This is a genomic window from Luteimonas sp. J29, assembly GCF_000472505.1.
GTDB lineage: Bacteria > Pseudomonadota > Gammaproteobacteria > Xanthomonadales > Xanthomonadaceae > Luteimonas.
In genome coordinates this window covers 97,245-117,057 of the sequence record NZ_AWZR01000003.1, presented here as the reverse complement: position 1 = coordinate 117,057, position 19,813 = coordinate 97,245, and the positions used below count along the sequence as shown (strand labels likewise).

Sequence of the window (19,813 nt, the reverse complement as noted above, 5' to 3'; positions counted from 1 at the left end):
CCCGTTGATGCCACGAGTCCATCGATGATCGAGTTCTATCCGCAGATCAAGCACGCCCACATCGGCCTGGCCCTGTTCAGCGGGGGGCTGTTCGCACTGCGTGGGGCGATGCTCCTGACGGGGGCGGGATGGCCGAACGCCGCGCCGGTCCGCTACCTCAGCTACGCCGTCGACACCGCGCTGCTGACCGCGGCGATGATGCTGCTCACCATCCTGCCGCGCGAGCTGTACGCCAATGGCTGGCTGGCGGTGAAGGTCGCCCTGATCGTGGCCTACGTGGTGCTGGGCGTGTTCGCCCTGCGCCGGGGCCGCACCCGCGGCGTGCGTGCCGCCTGCTACGTGGCGGCGCTGCTCGTGTTCGCCCAGGTCTACTGCATCGCGCGCAGCCACCATCCGCTGGGCGCGCTGTACCTGCTGTGCTGGGCCTGACGCTCAGTCCGGCGCGTCGATGCGCGGCACCGGCAGGCGCCAGCCACGGCGGATCGCCAGCCAGCGCAGCACGAAGCAGGCCACCGCGCCGGCGACCGCCACCGGCGCCGCCGGCAGCGACAGGGCGTGGCCGGCGACCACCACCAGTGCGCCGACGCACGCGGCCATCGCATAGAGCTCGCGATGCAGGACGCTGGGTACCGTGGCCACCAGCACGTCGCGGACGATGCCGCCGCCCACGCCCGAGAGGATGCCGAGCATGACCGCGCCGGTCGGGCCCAGGCCCGCGCCGAGCGCCTTGCCGGCGCCGAGCACCGCGAACAGGGAGAGCCCGATCGCGTCCGAGACCTGGACCGGATTGCGCATGCGTTCGACCTGGTCGTGCCAGCGGAACGTGACCAGGCCCGCGGCCACCGAGACGGCCAGGTAGCGCCAGTCCACCACCGAGGCCGGCACCAGGCCCAGCAGCACGTCGCGGATGATGCCGCCGGCGGTGGCGGCGGCGAACGACAGCACCAGCACGCCGAACAGGTCCAGCCGGTGCCGGACCGCCACCAGCCCGCCGCTGATGGCGAAGGCGAACGTGCCGAGGAAGTCGATCAGGGCGACGAAGGTGGCGGTCATGGCGTGGCGCGAGTGCGCGCGTTCAGGACATCGGCTCGGGTTCGCGCACGCCGGGAAGCCCGGGCGGCAGCGGGATGAACTCCGCGTCGTCCAGGTCGGGCAGCTTCATGCGGCCGGCCGCCCAGTCCTCGCGTGCCTGCTCGATCCGCTCCTTCGACGAGGACACGAAGTTCCAGTCGATGTAGCGGGGGCCGACCGGCTCGCCCCCGAGCGCCATCAGCACCGCGTCCTGCAGGGCGTGGAGGGTGACGGCATCGCCCGGCGACAGCAGCGCCATGCTCCCGGTCTCCACGCGCTGGCCGGCGATCTCGACCTCGCCGCGGGCGACGTACACCGCGCGCTCGGGGTACTCGGCGGGCAGCGAGACGCGGGTCCCGGCTTCCAGCTGCCAGTGCACGTAGAACTGCGGCGAATCGATCGGAACCGGCGACGCGAGGCCCAGCAGGCGGCCGGCGATCAGGCGCCCGGTCGCGCCCGCCTCGGTGAACTCGGGCAGGGCGTCGGCGGGGTAGTGCCAGAACCCGGGATCGATTTCCTCGCGTTCGGTGGGCAGGGCGACCCAGGCCTGGATGCCGTCCATCGGGCCGCCTTCGGCGCGCAGGCGTTCGAAGCGTTCGGAATGGGTGATGCCGCGGCCGGCGGTCATCCAGTTCACTTCGCCCGGCCGCACCGGCTGCTCGGAACCGACGCTGTCGCGGTGGGTGATCTCGCCTTCGAACAGGTAGGTGACGGTGGACAGGCCGATGTGCGGGTGGGGGCGCACGTCGGCCTCGCGCGGCAGGCCAGGCGCGATGTCCTTCGGCCCCATGCGGTCGAAGAAGATGTAGGGGCCGACCATGCGGCGCCTGGCGAAGGGCAGCACGCGGCCGACCTCGAAGCTGCCCAGGTCGCGGGTGCGCTGCCGGATGACGAGTTCGATCATGGCGGTCTCCGGGGGTGCCGCGGCGGCTGCCGCGGGCCCATGATGGCAGCTGCGGGGCGGCGTTGCCGCGTCGCGCGTGCCACACAGCGGGCCACCAGCGGGACCGTTCCGCCCCGCGACCCGCAGGAGCGGCTTCAGCCGTGACCGACGCGACACGCGTCGCATGGCCTGGCTGCGCGCGCTGCGAGGCGTCGCCCCGGCCCCGGCGCCTCCCGGAAGGCGGGCCGGGCCGCCCGGACATCCCTGCGCCCTCTCCACCGCCCCGCCTCCGCGCCCGTGCGCACCAGGCCCCCCTGTGCATCACCCTGTCGCGCGCGCGTCCCCGTTTGGGCGCGGGAACACGCGCGAGGACGCGCGGCTCCGGAGAAAAAAGGCCACCCCCGCGGAGGCGGAGGTGGCCAGCTGGCGTTGGAGAGGACGCCGTGGATCAGCGATCGAGCGGGAGCGACAGGTCGGTGCCGGGCTTGATCGGACCGACCGGCGAGGGCGTGGTCATCAGGTCGTGGTTCCACTGGTCGCCGTCGACCTTGATGTGCGCGGCCGCACCCAGCAGCACCGCCTCGATCAGGTTGTGGTTGAGGTACACGTGCAGCCCGGGCTGGCGGAAGGTGTAGAGCGCCGCGCCCGCCGAACCACCGCGGATGAACCAGGTCTCCAGGTCCCTGAGCGGGGCATTGGCGAACTTGCCTTCCTCCCACACGTAGTCGCCGTGGCCGCCGATCAGGTGCGGGCGCGTGTCGCGGTTGGCCTGCGAGTGCACCAGCAGCACCGTCTCGCCGACCTTCGCCGTCATCGCGTTGTCGCCGGTCAGCGCACCGACCGCGCCGTTGAACACCACGTGCGAGGGCACCAGGCCGCGCATCGCCTCGAGCACGTCCGGCAGCGACTCGGCGTGCGAGCCATAGGACTTGAAGTTGCCGTCCGCGTCGCGCGGGATGTAGAACTCGGTCTCGCCGATGTAGTAGGCCCGATCGTAGCGCAGCGGCTTGCCGTCGCCGTCCTTCAGCCCGTCGCGCGGCAGCACCATGACCGTGCCGTGCATGCCCTGCACCACGTGCCAGGGCGTCATCGGGCCGCCCGGGGCGCAGTGGTAGACGAAGGTGCCGGGGCGCGTGGCCTTCCAGCGCAGGGTCACTTCCTCGCCCGGCTGGATCACCGTCAGGTCGCCGCCGCCCAGGGCGCCGGTGGCGGCGTGGAAGTCGATGTTGTGCGGCATCGAGTTGCTGGCGGGGTTCACCAGGGTCAGCTCGACGTAGTCGCCCTCGTGCACGACCATCAGCGGGCCGGGGATCGAGCCGCCGAAGGTCATCGCGAGCATCTTCGTGCCCTGGCCGTCGACGACGATCTCCTTCTCGACGATCGGCAGGGTGAACTGCACCACCTTCGGCCCGCCTTTGGCGACCTGGTCGTGGTCGTGGACGAACGGCGGGCGCTTGAGGGTGACCTGCTGCCGGGGCAGGGCGGAGAGGTCGGACGCCTGGTCGAGGGTGGCGTTCACCAGCTCGAGGGCGTCGACCGCGTGGGCCGGCGCCGGCGCGGAGGCGCCGATCGCCAGGGCAAGGGCGGAAGCAAGGAGGCTGGCGTGCAGGAGTTTCATGAGGGAGTCCTCGGATATCCACGTCGGTGGGGTCGTGGATATCGTCGCGGGCCCCCGCGCCGCTGCCGTTGATCGAGGTCAATCGCAACCGCGCGGATCGTGCCCGGATGCGTCCTGCTTGACCTGGATCAAGCGCGGCGGCTCAGCCGCAGGGGCGCTCGCGCGAGAACGGGTTGAGCCGGCGCACCCAGCTGTCGCCGCAGTCGATGTCGGCCGGCTGCGCGGCCGCCGCTTCCTCGGCCCGGCGCCGTGCGGCGGCGTCGAGCCGCTCGCGCTGGAAGGCCTCGATCCGGGCCCGCAGCTGCGGCAGCGCGGCCAGCGCCGCTCGTTCGCCTTCGAGGATCGCGGCGTGGCGCTGTTCGAAGCTGACCGGGCCGATGTCGTTGACCCGCGGCCGGATCACCACGTCGGCGCGTTCGAGTTCCTGCCGCCCGAGGGTCTGGCCCATGATCGTGATCGACTGGTTGACGATCCCGGCCAGCGCCGTGGGCGTGGTGCCGCTGGCCTTGCTGGAGATGTCCACGGCGATGACGATGTCGGCGCCCAGCTGGCGCGCCGCGTCCACCGGCACCGGGCTGACCACGCCGCCGTCGACGTAGCTGCGGCTGCCGATGCGCGCCGGTTCGAACACGCCCGGCACGCTGCTCGAGGCGCGCACCGCCTGGCCGGTGTTGCCGCGCACGAACACCACCCGGTCGCCGGTGTCCAGCCGGGTGGCGACGGCGGCGAACGGACGGCCGAGGCGTTCGATGGGACGCCCGCCGAGCTCGCGGTTGACGTAGTCCTGCAGCGCCTGGCCCTGCACCAGGCCGCCCGAGAACAGGCGCACGTCGCGCAGGCTGGATTCGTCGAGCGCCATCGCGCGCTCCTGCAGGGTGAACGGATCCATGCCGCCGGCGTACAGCGCGCCGACCAGGCTGCCGGCGCTGGTGCCCGCGATCACGTCGGCCTTGATCCCGTTGGCCTCGAGCATCTTGATCACGCCGATGTGGGCGAAGCCCTTGGCCGCGCCGCCACCCAGGGCCAGGCCGATGCGCGGCGGGGGCGGTGGGGGTTCGGGCGCCGGCACCGGTGCGGGGACGGGCCCGGCCACGCGCCCAGGCCCGCCCGAGGCGCAGGCAGCGAGCAGGCCGAGCAGCAGGCCGGACAGGACGGCGCGGCGCGAACGGGACGGGAAGGCGTGGGTGCGGGACATCGGGCGAGGATAGCGGGGGCCGGCCTGTCGGCCGCTGAAGCCGCGCCGGTCCGGCAGGGAACGGGCAAAGAAAAAGGCCGGGGAGACCCGGCCTTCTTCATGCGATCTGGAGTGGTGGAGCCAGGGAGGATCGAACTCCCGACCTCGTCATTGCGAACGACGCGCTCTCCCAGCTGAGCTATGGCCCCACTGCAGGGGTGATTATACGGATGTCGCGCCGGCCTCGCCAACCTGTTCGAGCAGTGGCGCCAGGGCTGGCTCCAGCTGGGTCCGGCGCCAGCCCGAGAGCACGCCCGGCCAGTCCTCGCCGTCGAGCAGCGACTCCAGCCAGCGCCGCGAGGCCAGCACTCCGTCCGGCAGGCCCAGTTCGCCGCTACGTTCGGCCACCGCGTCCTGCAGCCGGCGCAGCGCCTTGCGGTCGCGTTCGCTGGTGCGCGGCGCGGGGGCCTGGTCCTCGTCGGGCAGGGGCGTGGCCAGCGCCTCCCAGACCTGCGCGGCGAGCTTGCGCGGGGCCTTGGGATAGGCCTGCAGCAGGCGTTCGAGGGCCTCGCGGTCGGCCGGGGCCTCGCGCGCGATCGCGGCCGCGACCTCGTTGTCGAGTACCCAGGTGCGGGGACGGTCGCTGCGGCGCGCCTGGGCGTCGCGCCAGCGCAGCAGTCGCAGCAGGCGGCGCTGGCCCGCCTCGTCGAGGAACTGGGCGCTGCGCAGCGACAGGTGCGGCCAGCGCTCGCCCTGGTCGTTGCGCGAGGTCTCGAGCATGCGCGCGCAGTCCTCCTCGAACCACGCGCGCCGGCCCAGCGCGTCGAGCTTCGCCGACAGCGCGTCCTGCAGCGCGAACAGGTGGCGCACGTCCTCGGCCGCATAGGCGAGCTGCGCCGGCGACAGCGGCCGCTTCATCCAGTCCGAGCGGGTCTCGCCCTTGTCCACGGCGATGCCGAGCAGGTCCTGGACCAGGCGCTGGTAGCCGACGCCCGCGCCGACGCCCGCCAGTCCCGCGGCCACCTGGGTGTCGAACAGCGGCTCGGGCAGGGCGCCGCAGGCGTGGCGCAGGGCGACCAGGTCCTCGCTGGCGCTGTGCATCACCTTGGTCACCGCGCGGTCCTGCAGCAGCGGTACCAGCGCCCCGGGCATGCCCGGCTGGAGCATGTCGAGCAGCAGGATCCGCGGGGCCCCGGGGTCGCCTTCATCGAACGCCACCTGCACCAGCGACAGCTGCGGCCAGTAGGTGCGCTCGCGGATGAACTCGGTGTCGAGCCCGATCCGTGCGGGCGTCGTGGGGAGGTGGGACAGGAGTTCGGCGGGCGTGTTGACCCAGGTCGCTGGCGAAGACGGCATGGGCGCAGGGTAGCGGCGGCCGGGGCGGGGTGGCAATCGGCGCCACCCTCCAGGTGCGCGCCCCGCGTCGCGCCGCGGGGCGCGGATGGCTTAATCTGGAACCGATGCCGTCGATGTCGTCCGCACTGCGTGGGACCTGGATCGTGCTGGTGGCCGGCGTCGTGCTGGCCGCCGGATGTTCGCGCGATCCCGCCGACGCCGGCGCCGGCGACGCGGACGCCGGCGCCGGGCAGGCGGCGGGCCCGGCGGGCAGCGTCACGATCAGCGGCGACGACAGCGCCGCGGGCGAGCTGACCTGGCAGGTGCCGGCGGTCGACCTCCAGGACGCCGATCCGGGCGAACTGCGCAGGCGCGCGGACGCCGCACTGGCGGCCGGACGGCTGTACGAGGACGCCGACGCCGCGATTCCGATCTACCTCGCGCTCTCGACCCTGCCCGAGCACGCGCGCTTCGCCGCGGGCGGGCTGCGCCGGGCGCTGCGGCAGGTGGTGCGCGAGGGCGATGCCGCGATCGCGGCTGCCGCCGACGAACCCGGCGAACTGGCCCGGGCGCGCCTGCTGGCCGCGGTGGCGCGCACCGTCGAAGCCACCGATCCGGCGGTGATCCGCTTCCTGGAGCGGGTGGACCTGGCCGAGCGCGTGCACGCGCTGGCCGACGCCGGCGATCGCGCGCTCGCCGAAGGCCAGCTCGGCGACCACGGCGACGGCGCGCTCGCGGCGTACCGCCGGGTGCTGGAACTGCAGCCCGGCCAGCCGCGGGCGCTGCAGGGCATCGCCGCGGTGGAAAGCGCGCTGATCCGTCGCGCCGAGCAGTCCGCGGCGGCGGGCGACTTCGACATCGCCGATGCGTGGCTGGCGCAGGCGGAGCAGGTGCGTCCCGACGCCGGCCTCGACACGGTCGCCGACGCGCGCGCGCGGATCGAGCGGATGCGGGCGACGCGCATCGCGCGGCTGCGCGACCTGGGCATCGCCGCGCTGCCGAAGTTCGGCGGCATCGACGTGGCCAGGCGCCACCTGGCGCAGCTGCTGCGCATCGCCCGGCCGGGTGATCCGGCGGCGGCGGAGCTGCGCGAGCGCATCACCCTGGCCGTGCACTACGGGATGTACGCGCCCGGCCAGGTGTTCACCGACGCCATGTCCGGCGGGGGCCGCGGCCCGCAGATGGCGGTGGTGCCGCACGGCGCCTTCACCATGGGGGCGCCGGCCAACGAACCCGGTTCCAGCGACCACGAGAAGCCGGCCCACGCGGTCCGCTTCGAACGCGGCTTCGGCCTGTCGATCCGCGAGGTCAGCGTCGGGGAGTTCCGGCGCTTCGTCGCCGCGACCGGCCACCGCACGCGTGCCGAGCGTCGCGGCTTCTCGATGGTCTACGACGAGCGCAGCAACAACTTCGTGCGCCGCAGCGGCGTGGCCTGGCACTCGGACTACCTGGGCCGCCCGGCCGACGATGGCCTGCCGGTGGTGCACGTGAGCGCCCGCGACGCCCAGGCGTACGTGGAATGGCTCTCGGCCCAGACCGGCAAGCGCTACCGGCTGCCGAGCGAGGCCGAGTTCGAGTATGCGCTGCGCGCGGGGACCAGCGGGCCCTGGCCGTGGGGCGACGGCCCGCCGCCGCCGCGCGTGGCCAACACCACCGGCGCGCTCGACCGCTCGCCGGCCGGGCGCAGCTGGGCCAATGCCTTCGAAGGCTACGGCGACGGCTTCTGGGGGCCGGCCCCGGTGGGGAGCATGGAGCCGAATGCATGGGGCCTTCACGACCTCGCGGGCAACGTCAGCGAGTGGGTGGCGGACTGCTGGCATGATGGCTACCGGCGTGCCCCCACCGACGGTTCGGCCTGGGTCAACCCGGGCTGCCGCGACCACGTGATCCGCGGCGGTTCGTGGGCCAGTTCGCCGGCGCAGACCCGCGCGGCCTGGCGCGCGCCGGCCAACGTGGATACCACCAATGCGCGGCTCGGGTTCCGGGTCGCGCGCGACCTCTAGGGACATCGGGAGACCCGCAATGCGACGCGATCCGTTCGGTCCGGGCCAGGGGCAACCGGCGCAGCGCCGGCGCGGAATCAATCCCCGCTTCCTCATCCTGCTGCTGTTCGCCGGCTACGGCATCTACTACTGGTACTCGAACCAGTCGCTCGACCCGATCACCGGCGAATCGGTGCTGATCGACCGCAACCTGTCGATCGAGGACGAGAAGGCACTCGGCCTCCAGGCCTACCAGGAGATCCTGCGCCAGGAGCGGCCGGTGCCGCCCGACACCCAGATCGCGCGCCAGGTGCGCAGCATCGCCGAGCGCCTGGTGGCGAAGGTGCCCGAAGTCGAGGCTGCGCTGGCGGCCGAGAACGGGCAGGCGCCGCCGGGCTTCTCACGCGGCTTCGACTGGGAAGTGAACGTGATCGAGTCCGACCAGGCCAACGCGTTCTGCCTGCCCGGCGGCAAGATGGCGGTGTACACCGGGCTGGTCCCGGTGGCGCAGAACGAGAACGCGATGGCGGTGGTGATGGGACACGAGATCGCGCACGCGCTGTTGCGCCACGGCGCCCAGCGCATGGCCCAGCAGAAGCTCAGCCAGGTCGGGCAGATGGCCGGTGCGCTGAGCGGCATGGACCCGCAGCAGCAGCAGATGATCATGGCGGCGATGGGCTACGGCTACCTGTTGCCGTACGCGCGCAAGCACGAGACCGAGGCCGACGTGGTGGGGCTGCTGCTCGCGGCCGCGGCCTGCTTCGATCCGCACGAGGCGGTGCCGCTGTGGGAACGCATGGGCCAGGCCGGCGGCGGCCAGGCGCCGCCGGAGTTCGCCTCCACCCATCCCAACCCCGGCACCCGCATCGCCAATCTCCAGGCGCTGATGCCCAAGGCCCTGGAGTACCGGCAGCGCTTCTGCACTGAGGCCGCCGCGCGCTAGCGGCGGCGGCCCCCGGCCGCGCTCAGAAGCCCATGTACAGGCCGCCGTTGACCGGGATGTTGGCGCCGGTGATGTAGCCGGCGTCGTCGTCGCTGAGGAAGACGACCGTGCGCGCGATCTCCTCGGGCCGGCCGAGCCGGCCCACCGGGACCCGGTCGACGATGCCCTGGCGGATGTCGTCGGGGATCGCCATCACCATCGCCGTCTCGCAGTAGCCGGGCGAGACCGAGTTGGCGGTGACGCCCTTGCGCGCGACCTCGCGCGCCAGCGCCATCGTGAAGCCGTGCATGCCGGCCTTGGCCGCGGAATAGTTGGTCTGGCCGAACTGCCCGGTCTGGCCGTTGACCGAACTGATGTTGACGATGCGGCCGAAGCCGCGCGCGCACATGCCGTCCACCACGTGGCGGCACAGGTTGAACACGCTGTCGAGGTTGACCGACAGCACCGCGTCCCACTGCGCGCGTTCCATCTTGCGCAGGGTGGTGTCGCGGGTGATGCCGGCCGCGTTGACCAGGATGTCGGGGCCTTCGCCGGCGGCCTCCAGCGCCTGGACGAAGGCGCCGCAGGCGTCGAAGTCGGTGACGTCCAGCGCCTGGAAGCGTACGTCCAGGCCATCGACCTCGCCCAGGAAGGCGTCGATGCGCTCCTGGCGTCCGCCCAGGTCGGCGGCCACGACGCGGCGGCCGGCGCGGGCGAGCGCGATGCAGATGGCGGTGCCGAGCCCGCCGATGCCGCCGGTGACGACGGCAGTTCGCTTGTCCATGGGAACCCGTGGGGAGAATGCGTGGAAACGTCGCGGCGCCGGGGCCGCGCCGGGGCGGCGTGCCGCCCCCGGGATGGATCAGCGGCCGCGCTTGTCCGGCGTGCGCCGGTCCGCGTCGGGCTTCTGGCCGACGCTGCCGGTCAGGTTGCGCTGCAGTTCCTTCCACATCTCGAGATTGCGCTCGGTGAGCTGGTTCATCATCGCCCACGGCGTCTGCCCGAGCATGCCGCCCATCTGCTGGCGGAACTGCTGCTGCTGGTCCAGGAACAGCTGCATGGAGCGTTCCAGGTAGTTGCCGATGAAGCCCTGCAGCGAGTCGCCGTAGAAGCGGATGATCTGCGCCAGCAGCTGGGTCGAGAGCACCGGCTCCCCGGCCGACTCGTGCTCGGCGATGATCTGCAGCAGGACCGAGCGGGTCAGGTCCTCCCCGGTCTTGGCGTCGCGGACCTCGAACTCCTCACCGTCGACGATCAGCTGTCGGACGTCCTCGATGGTGATGTAGCTCGAGATCTCGGTGTCGTACAGGCGGCGGTTGGGGTACTTCTTGATGATCCGGGTCGCGGACATGGAGATGTTGGCCCGAAGGATGGTGCCGCGCAGCATGGCGCAGTGCAGCAGGCCTTGCAAGCCGACCGCCGGAGCCCGGCGACCAGCCCGCGCCGGGCCGGGACAGCGGGAAGGCCGGCATGGCCGGCCTTCCAGGGCGGACCGGTGGCGGGGCCGGGGTCACCAGCCCATGTGGTGGCCGCCGTTGATGTCGAGGTTGGAGCCGGTGATCCAGGCCGCCTGTTCGTCGACCAGGAAGGCCACGGCGTAGGCGATCTCCTCGGGCTTGCCCAGGCGCCCGGTGGGGATGTCGGCGGCGATCTTGGCGCGCACCTCCTCCGGCACCGCCATCACCATGTCGGTGGCCACGTAGCCGGGCGAGACCGTGTTGACGGTGATGCCGAGCTTGGCGTTCTCGCGCGCAAGGGAGATGGTGAAGCCGTGCATGCCGGCCTTGGCCGCGGCGTAGTTGGCCTGGCCGTACTGGCCCTTGAGGCCGTTGATCGAACTGATCTGGATGATCCGGCCCCACTTGCGCTCGCGCATGCCTTCGATCACCGGGCGGGTGACGTTGAACACCGAGTTGAGGTTGGTGTTGATGACGTCGTACCACTGCTGCGCGGTCATCTTGTGGAAGGTCGTGTCGCGGGTGATGCCCGCGTTGTTGACCAGGATCTCGATCGGGCCGAGCGCGGCCTCGACCGCGCGCACCATCGCCTCGGCGTCCTCCGGCGAGGTCACGTCGCCCTTGACCAGGGTGAACTCGTAGCCCTCCGACTTCATCTGCGCCTCCCAGGCGCGGGCCTTTTCCTCGTTGCGGTAGTTGGTGGCCACCCTGTGGCCCTGGTCCGCGAGCTTCCTGCAGATCGCAGTGCCGATGCCGCCGGTCCCACCGGTCACCAGAGCCACACGTGAGGTCATGTCCTTGTCTCCTGCGTCAGTCGTTCCCGCCGCCCGGGCGGCACCGGCTACAGTCTAGTCTTCGATCGCGCCGTGGGTGTTGTGCAACGCGGCGGGCAGCGGGTCGGGTCCGCGCGGGATCCGGGCCGGGTCGAACGCGGCCAGCGCGGCCTCGAGCAGTGCGGCCGGCGATGCCGCCCCGGCGACCGCCGCCGGATCCTGGCCGAGCATCGCCCAGGCGCGGGCGAGCGCGGGCAGCGGATCGGCGTCGTCGACCGGCATGGCCGCCAGCGACTTGGAGAGCTTGCGCCCGTCCGGGCCCGGGACCACCGGCAGGTGGGCGTAGCGCGGGGTCGGCAGCCCCAGCCGCTGCTGCAGCAGGATCTGGCGCGCAGTGGAGTCGAGCAGGTCGGCGCCGCGCACCACCTCGGTGATGCCCTGGTCGGCGTCGTCCACCACCACCGCCAGCTGGTAGGCCCACGGGCCGTCGGCCCGGCGCAGGACGAAGTCGCCCACCTCGCGCGCCAGGTCCTGGGCGTAGTGGCCGCGGATCGCATCCTCGAAGCCGATCCGGCACCCGTCGGGCACGCGCAGGCGCACGGCCGGATCCGGGCGCCGGCGGCCGGCCACGCAATGGCGGTGGATGCCGCCGCGGGCGCCCAGGTCGGAGCGGCTGCAGTGGCATTCGAACGCGTCGCCGGCGGCGAGCAGGCGCTCCAGGGCCGCGGCGTAGAGTCCGCCGCGCCGGGACTGGTACTCGACCGGCCCGTCGGGATGCAGCCCGCACGTGGCCAGGGTGCGCAGCTGGGCCGCGGCCGCGCCCGGAACCTCCCGCGGCGGGTCGAGGTCTTCGATCCGCACCAGCCAGCGACCGCCGGCGCGCCGGGCCATCAGCCAGCTCCCGAGCGCCGCCAGCAGCGAGCCGGCATGCAGCGGTCCGGTGGGCGAGGGCGCGAAACGGCCGCGGTAGCCTGGGGTGGTCGACATGGGGACTGAACGGTACCGGTCGGAGGGCGCCCCACGGGCGGGGCCTGCGGCGCCGGAGCCTTGATTTTCACCCGCGACAACCATAATCGACACCCCGACGGGCGCCTACGCCCCCCACGAGAAAGGTTGCAGTCCCCGCATGTTCAAGCGCATCACCCTGTTCCTGGCCACCAACCTCGCGGTGCTGGTCCTGCTCAGCATCGTCATGGCCGTCTTCGGCATCGATCCGGCGACCAACGCGGGCTTGCTGGTGTTCGCGGCGCTGTTCGGCTTCGGCGGCGCGCTGGTGTCGCTGCTGATGTCCAAGTGGACCGCCAAGCGCTTCACCGGTGCGCAGGTGATCACCCAGCCGCGCAGCGAGGTCGAGCGCTGGCTGGTCGAGACCGTGCGCCGCCAGGCCCAGGCCGCCGGCATCGGCATGCCCGAGGTGGCCATCTACGACGCGCCGGAGATCAATGCCTTCGCCACCGGGGCCAACCGGAACAACGCACTGGTGGCGGTGTCCACCGGACTGCTGCGCTCGATGGACCGCGACGAGGCCGAAGCGGTGCTGGGACACGAGGTCGCGCACGTGGCCAACGGCGACATGGTCACCATGGCGCTGCTGCAGGGCGTGCTCAACACGTTCGTGATCGTGCTGGCGCGGGTGGTCGCGCGCGCGGTCAGCAACTTCATGGACCGCGACATGGGCAGCATGGCCTATTTCGCGGTGGTGGTGGTGCTCGACCTGGTGTTCGGCCTGTTCGCGAGCATGATCGCGATGTGGTTCTCGCGCCAGCGCGAGTTCCGCGCCGACGCCGGCGGCGCCGCGCTGGCCGGGCGCCACAAGATGATCGCGGCGCTCGAGCGCCTGGCGCAGAACCAGGGCGCCAACACAATGCCCCGGCAGATCGCGGCGTTCGGCATCAGCGGCGGTATCGCCCACGGCCTGCGGCGCCTGCTGATGAGCCACCCGCCGCTGGAGGAGCGCATCACCGCGCTCCGCGCCGCGTCGCCCGAACAGTTGCGCGAGGGCGTGCTGGCCTGAGTCGCCGCCCGGCCGTCCGGGCCGGGGGGCGGGCCAACGCTTCGCAGGCGCCCGCGGCACGCCGCCTTCGGCCGGGAGCGGGCGGCGAACCGCCTCGACGTCGCGTGGCCGCGCGTTCCGGCCCGTAGGAGCGGCTTCAGCCGCGACCGGGTGGCCGGGTGCGACCGCATCGCATCCCCTGGCCGCATGTCGGGCAGGGCCACCTGCGGTTTTCGGCGCGGAGTCAGCGAGGGTCCCGTGGGAGGAACACGCCGACGGGTGACGTCGCGTGGCCGCGCGTTCCGGCCCGTAGGAGCGGCTTCAGCCGCGACCGGGTGGGCGGGTGCGACCGCATCGCATCCCCTGGCCGCATGTCGGGCGCGGCCACCTGCGGTTTTCGGCGGAGCCAGCGAGGGTCCGGCGGGAGGAACACGCCGACGGATGACGTCGCACCGGGAGGAAGTCGCGGCTGAAGCCGCTCCTACAGGCGGGAGGCGGAAGCCATGCCGGACTACTCGAAGTCGTAGTTCATCACCGGGCTGGCCATGGCCAGGAAGTGGCCCTCGACGTAGTCCACGCCCGAGGAGAACAGGATCGACATGCTCGCCGCGTCCTGCACGTACTCGGCGATGGTGCGGATGCCCAGCTCGCGCGCGCGCCTGGCGATCTCGCGCACCTTGGCCTGGTTGTCCTCGTTGCGCGGCAGATCCTCGATGAAGCTGCGGTCGATCTTGAGCATGTTCGGCTTGAGGTGGGTCAGCAGCTGGAACGAGTCCAGGCCGACGCCGAACTGCTCCAGTGCCAGGCGCGTGTCGAAGCGGCCGATCGCCTCGGCGAAGGCCTGGGTCGCCTTGAGGTGGGTGAAGACCTTGGCCTCGGGAAGCTCCAGCACCAGGTACTCGCCGGGTACCCCGTGGGCCTGCAGCTGCTCGCCGATGAAGTCGGCCAGCGACGGGTCGTCGAGCGCGGCCTGGCTCACCTTCACCAGCAGCGTGGTGGGGCGGTTGGCGGCGATGCGCTGGCCGAGCACGGCGATCGCCTGCCGGACCACGGTGCGGTCGATCTCGCCGAGCAGGCCGTGCTCCTCGGCGATCTGCAGGAACGCCCCCGGGGCGATCAGCTGGCCATCGCCCGGGTCCAGGCGCATCAGCGCCTCGTAGGTGGCACCGGTGTCGCCCTGCAGGTTGATGATCGGCTGGTAATGCAGCACCAGGCGGTTGTTGTCCAGCGCGTCGCGCAGGCGCGCCACCCAGGCGCGGACGTTCTCCTGCTCGGCGCGGTCCACCGCCGCCGGGTCGAAGATCTCCACCCGGTTGCCGCCCACGCCGATGGCCGATTCCACGCCATGCGCCGCCTTGGCCAGCACCTGCGAGACGCTGGCGATCTTCTCGCCGATCTGCACGCCGCCGATGCTGGCGGTGATCACGCTCGAGCGGCTGCCGATCGAGACCAGCTCGGCGGCAAAGGCCTCGCGGATGCGCTCGGCCACGGCGGAGGTCGCGGCGTAGTCGCTGCCGCGCATCAGCACCGCGAGGGTGTGTTCGGAGAACCGCGCGGCCACCGCGCGCCCGTCGTCGAGCTCGGCCGCCAGCGTGTGGCGCAGGCGCTCGGCGATCGCGGCCAGCAGGGCGTCGGCGGAGTCGAGCCCGATGTCCCCGAGCAGCCGGTGGTAGTGGTCGGGCTCGATCATCAGCAGGCCGTGCTGGCCGTTGTTCTGGCCGGCGTCGCCGACCGCGTCCTCCAGCGACAGCAGGAAGGTGGGCCGGTTGAGCAGGCCGGTGACCTGGTCGCGCTGGCGCAGTTCCTCCAGCTCGTGGGCCAGCTCCGGGTCGAGTTCCTGGCGGCGGAACACCACCTGCAGGCAGGGCTCGCCCTCGTATTGGGCCTGGGTGAATTCCATCGAGGCGGCGAAGGCGTTGCCCTCCAGGTCGCGCGCCTCCAGCTCGTAGCGCGGCGGCGGCGGCTCGCCCTTGGCCAGCGACTTGAGCAGCTGCTTGAAGTTGTCCACGTGCTGCGGGCCGACCATGTCCAGCAGCGACATCCCCTCGATGTCCTCGAAGCTCTCGTAGCCGAACATCTCCAGGTAGGCGCTGTTGGCGCGGATGTGCATGCCCTCGTGGATGTAGGCGATCGGGTCGCGCGAGGACTCGATCAGGGCATCGCAGCGGCGCTCGGTCTCGCGCACCCGGGCCTCGAGCCGGCGCTGGGCGCGGCGGGCCTCGAGGTCGTCCCACTCGTTGCGGACCTGCGACAGCACCTGCTGCGGCCGGTGGCGCAGCGCCACCGCGCGCGCGCCGGCGGTGAGCACCGCGTCGTATTCGCTCTCGTCCAGGCGATCGGCGATCGCGATCACCGGCAGGTCCTTGCCGGTGCCGGTGACCAGCTGCATCGCCTCGTCGAACGCAAGCGAGGGAACGTTGAGCGCCGCCAGCACCAGGTCGGCCGGCCCGGCGAGCGCCGAGGCCAGCTCCTCGCGCGTGGCCGCGCGCACCGGGCGCACCGCGATCCCGGCGTTGCGCAGCCCGCTCACCAGCGCTTCGGCGTCCTCGACCCGCTGGTCGACGATCACCAGGCGCAGGGCGTTGTCCGACTTCTTCGACATTCGAATCTCCCCGTCCAGCGCCGGTTATGCCATGCCGTCGCCGGTCGCGTCCATGACGGGGATCATAACGGCCGCTTCGAGGCGTCGCCGGCGACTTCCCGCACCAGGCGCGGCAGCAGGTAGCCGGGCAGGCGCGTCCTGAGCTGCCCGTGCAGGCGTCGTGCCTGCGCGTCGGGCACCTCGAAATGGGCGGCGCCGGCGACGCGGTCGAGCTGGTGGAGGTAGTAGGGCAGCACGCCGGCGGCGAAGCTGCGTTCGTGCAGTTCGGCCTGGGCCTCGAGCGAGTCGTTGACCCCGCGCAGCAGCACTGCCTGGTTGAGCAGCGTCGCCCCGGTCGCGCGCAGGCGGGCCATGGCCGCGTCGACGTGGACGTCGAACTCGCGCGCGTGGTTGGCGTGGACCACGATCGCCACCGGCCAGGGCAGGGAGGACAGCCAGGCCAGCAGGGCGTCGTCCACCCGCTCGGGCAGGACCACGGGCAGCCGGGTGTGGACGCGCAGCCGGCGCACGTGGCCGATCCGGGCCAGCGGCGTGGTCAGGGCCTCGAGCCGGGGTGTGGCCAGGGACAGCGGATCGCCGCCGGACAGGATCACCTCGTGGATCGAGGCGTCGGCCCGGATCGCGTCGAGCGCGGCCGCCCAGTGCCCGGCGGCGGCGGTCTGCTCGGCGTAGGGGAAGTGGCGGCGGAAGCAGTAGCGGCAGTGGACCGCGCAGCTGCCGGTGGCCACCAGCAGCGCGCGTCCGTGGTACTTGTGCAGCACGCCGTGGCCGGCGACGGCGCCGGCGTCTCCGACCGCGTCGAGCGAGAAGCCGGGCGCCGGCCGCAGTTCCTCGTCCAGCGGCAGCACCTGGCGCAACAGCGGGTCGTGCGGGTCGCCGTGGCGCATGCGCGCCACGAAGCCGCGCGGCACCCGCAGCGGGAACGCGGCGCAGGCGGCGTCCGAGGCGTCGACCAGGCCGGCCAGGCCGAGCACCGACAGCAGCTCGCCCGGATCGCGGATGGCGTCGCGCCAGGCTTGCTGCCAGCCGGACGGCTGCAGCGGGACGGAGGCAGCAGGTATCATGGGCGGTCTGCGATTCGCGTGCCGGCCGCGCCGGCACTGTTCCCCATCATTCTAGCCGCCCGCGGGCGGCCCCCTTCTGCAGGAGACCCCATGGCCACCCTGGGCATGAACGACGTGAAGAACGGCCAGAAGATCCTGGTCAACAACGAGCCGGCGATCATCACCGACACCGACTACGTCAAGCCGGGCAAGGGCCAGGCCTTCACCCGCGTGCGCTACCGCCTGATCAAGTCCGGGCGGGTGCAGGAGATCACGCTCAAGTCCACCGACTCGCTCGAGGCGGCGGACGTGATCGACACCGACATGCAGTACCTGTACAGCGACGGCGAGTACTGGCACTTCATGAACCCGGAGACCTTCGAGCAGGTGCAGGCCGATGCCGCGGGCATGGGCGGCGCCGAGAAGTGGCTCAAGGGCGAGGAGACCTGCGTGGTGACCCTGTGGAACGGCACCCCGATCGCGGTCACCCCGCCGAACTTCGTCGAGCTCAGGATCACCCAGACCGATCCGGGCGTGCGCGGCGACACTTCGGGCGGCGGCGGCAAGCCGGCCACGCTCGAGACCGGCGCCGTGGTCCGCGTGCCGCTGTTCGTGGGCCAGGACGAGGTCATCCGCGTCGACACCCGCTCCGGCGAGTACGTCAGCCGGGTCAAGTAAGTCCCGGGCCGTGGCCCGGCCGCCCGCCGCCCGCCCGGACCCAGTTCCTGCGTGGCGGTCGCGTCCGCCGGATCCGGCGCGCGCGCGGGTGCGGGCCAGCTGCAACCTGATTGCCGCGGCGACCTGACACAATGGGCCGCATGACCGACATTCCTGCCCCCCAGACCTGCGACCTGCTGATCGAGGCCGGCCACGTGGTGCCGGTCGAGCCCCACGGGGTCGTGCTCGAGGACCATGCGGTCGCGGTGCGCGACGGCGCCATCGTGGCCCTGCTGCCCACCGCCGAGGCACGGCGGCGCTTCGCCGCCGCCGAGACCGTGTCGCGGCCGGATGCGGTGCTGCTTCCCGGGCTGGTCAACGCCCACACCCACAATCCCATGACCCTGATGCGCGGCGTCGCCGACGACCTGCCGCTCAAGGTCTGGCTGCAGCAGCACATCTGGCCGATCGAGGGTGCGGTGATCAGCCCGGCCTTCGTCGAGGACGGCGTGACCCTGGCCATCGCCGAGCTGCTGCGCGGCGGCGTGACCTGCGTCAACGAGAACTACTTCTTCCCCGACGTGCAGGCGGCCACCTACCGCCGGCACGGGTTCCGCGCCCGCATCGGCCTGCCGGTGATCGACTTCCCCACCGCCTGGGCGGCCGGCGACGACGAGTACTTCGACAAGGCCGCCGCGGTCCACGACCAGTGGCGCGACGATCCGCTGGTCGCGACCGCGTTCGCGCCGCACGCGCCGTACACGGTCAACGACGCCAACTTCGAGCGGATCCGGATGCTCGCCGACCAGCTCGACCTGCCGGTGCACCTGCACCTGCACGAGACCGCGCAGGAGGTCGAGCAGTCGCTGGCCGAGCACGGGCAGCGGCCGATCGCGCGCCTGGACCGCCTGGGCCTGGTCAACGACCGCCTGATCGCGGTGCACATGACCCAGCTGACCGAGGCCGAGATCCACCTCTGCGCCGAGCGCGGGGTGAGCGTGGTCCACTGCCCCGAATCCAACCTCAAGCTGGCCTCGGGCTTCTGCCCGGCCTGCGCGCTGGCGCGCGCCGGGGTGAACCTGGCGATCGGCACCGACGGCGTGGCCAGCAACAACGACCTCGACATGTTCGGCGAGACCCGCACCGCCGCGATCCTGGCCAAGGCCGTGGCGCAGGACGCGGCCGCGCTCGACGCCTTCGATGCGCTGCGCGCCGCGACCCTCGGCGGCGCGAAGGCGATCGGCTTCGACCACCTGGTCGGATCGATCGAGCCGGGCAAGCAGGCCGACCTGGCGCTGGTGGACCTGTCGGCGCTGGAAACCCAGCCGCTGCACCACGTGGTCTCGCAGCTGGTCTACGCCACCGGGCGCCAGCAGGTGACCGACGTGTGGATCGCCGGCCGCGCCCGCCTGCGCGACCGCGAACTGGTCGACATGGACCCGGGCCGGATCGTCGCCAACGCGCGCCAGTGGCGCGAGCGCATCGCCGCCGTGGCGCGCGGCTGAACGCACCGCGCGCGGCGCCGCCGACGTACCGGCGTCGCTCCTACAATGTGCGCGCAACCCCACAGGACCACGCCCGATGAACGCTTCCCCCGGCCACGCCGGCGCCAATTTCCGCCAGGAGGAACTCGACCGGTTCGCGTCCCTGGCCAATCGCTGGTGGGACCCGGATGGCCCGCAGAAGCCGCTGCATGCGCTCAATCCCGCGCGGCTGCGCTACGTCGCCGAGCGCGTGCCGCTGGCCGGCGCGCGGGTGCTCGACGTGGGCTGCGGCGGCGGCCTGCTGAGCGAGGCGTTGGCGAAGGCGGGCGCCGACGTGGTCGCGATCGACCTGGCGCCGGACCTGGTCAAGGTGGCGCGGCTGCACGGGATCGAGTCCGGGGTGCAGGTCGACTACCGGGTGCAGGCGGTGGAGTCGCTGGCCGACGAACAGCCGGGCGCGTTCGACGCGGTGACCTGCATGGAAATGCTCGAGCACGTGCCCGACCCGGGGGCGATCCTGGAGGCCTGCGCGCGCGCGCTGCGCCCGGGCGGGCGCCTGTTCGTCTCGACCCTCAACCGGACCCCGGCGGCGTTCGCGCTGGCGATCGTCGGCGCCGAGTACGTCGCGCGGCTGCTGCCGAAGGGGACCCACCGCTACGACTCCTTCATCCGGCCGTCCGAACTCGCCGCGTGGCTGCGCGAGGCGGGCCTGGAGCTCGAGGACGTGAGCGGCCTTCGCTACGAGCCGTGGCGCAACGCGGCGCGGATCGTGCCGCGCACCGACGTGAACTACCTGGCGTGCGCGCTGAAGCCGTGATC

Annotated in this window: 18 protein-coding genes and 1 tRNA gene; 7 read left to right on the top strand and 12 right to left on the bottom strand. The window is 72.5% G+C overall.

Annotated features, from left to right (window positions below; genetic code table 11):
• The first annotated feature begins 24 nt into the window (after positions 1–24).
• Positions 25–429 carry a SirB2 family protein gene (locus LUTJ29_RS0105555; protein ID WP_027071670.1) on the top strand — a complete coding sequence of 135 codons (405 nt, stop codon included), beginning with the start codon at positions 25–27 and terminating at the stop codon, positions 427–429.
• Between the two features lie 3 nt (positions 430–432).
• Here the strand turns inward: LUTJ29_RS0105555 and LUTJ29_RS0105550 are convergent, their stop codons facing one another.
• From LUTJ29_RS0105550 to rnd, 6 genes are all read right to left on the bottom strand, one after another.
• Positions 433–1,053 carry a trimeric intracellular cation channel family protein gene (locus LUTJ29_RS0105550; RefSeq protein ID WP_027071669.1) on the bottom strand — a complete coding sequence of 207 codons (621 nt, stop codon included), beginning with the start codon at positions 1,051–1,053 and terminating at the stop codon, positions 433–435.
• Between the two features lie 22 nt (positions 1,054–1,075).
• Positions 1,076–1,975 carry a pirin family protein gene (locus LUTJ29_RS0105545; RefSeq protein ID WP_027071668.1) on the bottom strand — a complete coding sequence of 300 codons (900 nt, stop codon included), beginning with the start codon at positions 1,973–1,975 and terminating at the stop codon, positions 1,076–1,078.
• A gap of 427 nt (positions 1,976–2,402) precedes the next feature.
• Positions 2,403–3,572: a copper-containing nitrite reductase gene (gene nirK / locus LUTJ29_RS16305; RefSeq protein WP_043740578.1), complete on the bottom strand. Its 1,170-nt coding sequence runs from the start codon at positions 3,570–3,572 to the stop codon at positions 2,403–2,405.
• 142 nt (positions 3,573–3,714) lie between these two features.
• The gene (locus LUTJ29_RS16300; protein ID WP_043740576.1) at positions 3,715–4,767 is read right to left on the bottom strand and encodes a patatin-like phospholipase family protein; all 1,053 of its coding nucleotides are present in this window, start codon (positions 4,765–4,767) and stop codon (positions 3,715–3,717) included.
• Between the two features lie 112 nt (positions 4,768–4,879).
• Positions 4,880–4,955: transfer RNA gene (locus tag LUTJ29_RS0105530), tRNA-Ala, on the bottom strand.
• A gap of 13 nt (positions 4,956–4,968) precedes the next feature.
• On the bottom strand, positions 4,969–6,102 hold the full coding sequence (gene rnd / locus LUTJ29_RS16295; protein ID WP_051322737.1) for a ribonuclease D: 1,134 nt from the start codon (positions 6,100–6,102) through the stop codon (positions 4,969–4,971).
• Positions 6,103–6,215: 113 nt separating this feature from the next.
• On the opposite strand from rnd, the gene LUTJ29_RS0105520 reads away from it, so the two are divergent.
• Together LUTJ29_RS0105520 and LUTJ29_RS0105515 are read left to right on the top strand one after the other, a co-directional pair.
• Positions 6,216–8,084: an SUMF1/EgtB/PvdO family nonheme iron enzyme gene (locus tag LUTJ29_RS0105520; protein WP_156911544.1), complete on the top strand. Its 1,869-nt coding sequence runs from the start codon at positions 6,216–6,218 to the stop codon at positions 8,082–8,084.
• Between the two features lie 19 nt (positions 8,085–8,103).
• Positions 8,104–9,006, top strand: a complete 903-nt coding sequence (locus tag LUTJ29_RS0105515) for a M48 family metallopeptidase (RefSeq protein WP_027071666.1) — start codon at positions 8,104–8,106, stop codon at positions 9,004–9,006.
• Between the two features lie 22 nt (positions 9,007–9,028).
• Here LUTJ29_RS0105515 and phbB read toward each other — a convergent pair whose 3' ends face one another.
• The 4 genes from phbB to gluQRS all read right to left on the bottom strand — a co-directional run bounded on the left by phbB (position 9,029) and on the right by gluQRS (position 12,202).
• Positions 9,029–9,769 carry an acetoacetyl-CoA reductase gene (phbB, locus tag LUTJ29_RS0105510; protein ID WP_027071665.1) on the bottom strand — a complete coding sequence of 247 codons (741 nt, stop codon included), beginning with the start codon at positions 9,767–9,769 and terminating at the stop codon, positions 9,029–9,031.
• 78 nt (positions 9,770–9,847) lie between these two features.
• Positions 9,848–10,336 (bottom strand): polyhydroxyalkanoate synthesis repressor PhaR, encoded by a 489-nt coding sequence (gene phaR, locus LUTJ29_RS16290; protein WP_051322781.1) that lies wholly within the window; start codon positions 10,334–10,336, stop codon positions 9,848–9,850.
• Between the two features lie 159 nt (positions 10,337–10,495).
• Positions 10,496–11,236: a beta-ketoacyl-ACP reductase gene (locus tag LUTJ29_RS0105500; protein ID WP_027071664.1), complete on the bottom strand. Its 741-nt coding sequence runs from the start codon at positions 11,234–11,236 to the stop codon at positions 10,496–10,498.
• A 54-nt stretch (positions 11,237–11,290) separates the two neighbouring features.
• Positions 11,291–12,202: a tRNA glutamyl-Q(34) synthetase GluQRS gene (gene gluQRS, locus LUTJ29_RS16285; protein ID WP_043740572.1), complete on the bottom strand. Its 912-nt coding sequence runs from the start codon at positions 12,200–12,202 to the stop codon at positions 11,291–11,293.
• 139 nt (positions 12,203–12,341) lie between these two features.
• Between gluQRS and htpX the strand changes: the two genes are divergently transcribed.
• Entirely contained in the window at positions 12,342–13,229 is an 888-nt protein-coding gene (htpX, locus tag LUTJ29_RS0105490) for a protease HtpX (RefSeq protein ID WP_027071663.1), read from the top strand.
• A gap of 490 nt (positions 13,230–13,719) precedes the next feature.
• Here the strand turns inward: htpX and LUTJ29_RS0105485 are convergent, their stop codons facing one another.
• Together LUTJ29_RS0105485 and epmB are read right to left on the bottom strand one after the other, a co-directional pair.
• A complete protein-coding gene (locus LUTJ29_RS0105485; protein WP_027071662.1) occupies positions 13,720–15,810 on the bottom strand; it encodes an EAL domain-containing protein in 2,091 nt (696 codons plus the stop codon).
• A 62-nt stretch (positions 15,811–15,872) separates the two neighbouring features.
• Entirely contained in the window at positions 15,873–16,874 is a 1,002-nt protein-coding gene (gene epmB, locus LUTJ29_RS0105480) for an EF-P beta-lysylation protein EpmB (protein ID WP_027071661.1), read from the bottom strand.
• A gap of 90 nt (positions 16,875–16,964) precedes the next feature.
• Between epmB and efp the strand changes: the two genes are divergently transcribed.
• The 3 genes from efp to ubiG all read left to right on the top strand — a co-directional run bounded on the left by efp (position 16,965) and on the right by ubiG (position 19,811).
• Positions 16,965–17,531: an elongation factor P gene (gene efp / locus LUTJ29_RS0105475; RefSeq protein WP_027071660.1), complete on the top strand. Its 567-nt coding sequence runs from the start codon at positions 16,965–16,967 to the stop codon at positions 17,529–17,531.
• A gap of 140 nt (positions 17,532–17,671) precedes the next feature.
• On the top strand, positions 17,672–19,015 hold the full coding sequence (locus LUTJ29_RS0105470; protein ID WP_027071659.1) for a TRZ/ATZ family hydrolase: 1,344 nt from the start codon (positions 17,672–17,674) through the stop codon (positions 19,013–19,015).
• Positions 19,016–19,091: 76 nt separating this feature from the next.
• On the top strand, positions 19,092–19,811 hold the full coding sequence (gene ubiG / locus LUTJ29_RS0105465) for a bifunctional 2-polyprenyl-6-hydroxyphenol methylase/3-demethylubiquinol 3-O-methyltransferase UbiG (protein ID WP_027071658.1): 720 nt from the start codon (positions 19,092–19,094) through the stop codon (positions 19,809–19,811).
• Positions 19,812–19,813: the final 2 nt, after the last annotated feature.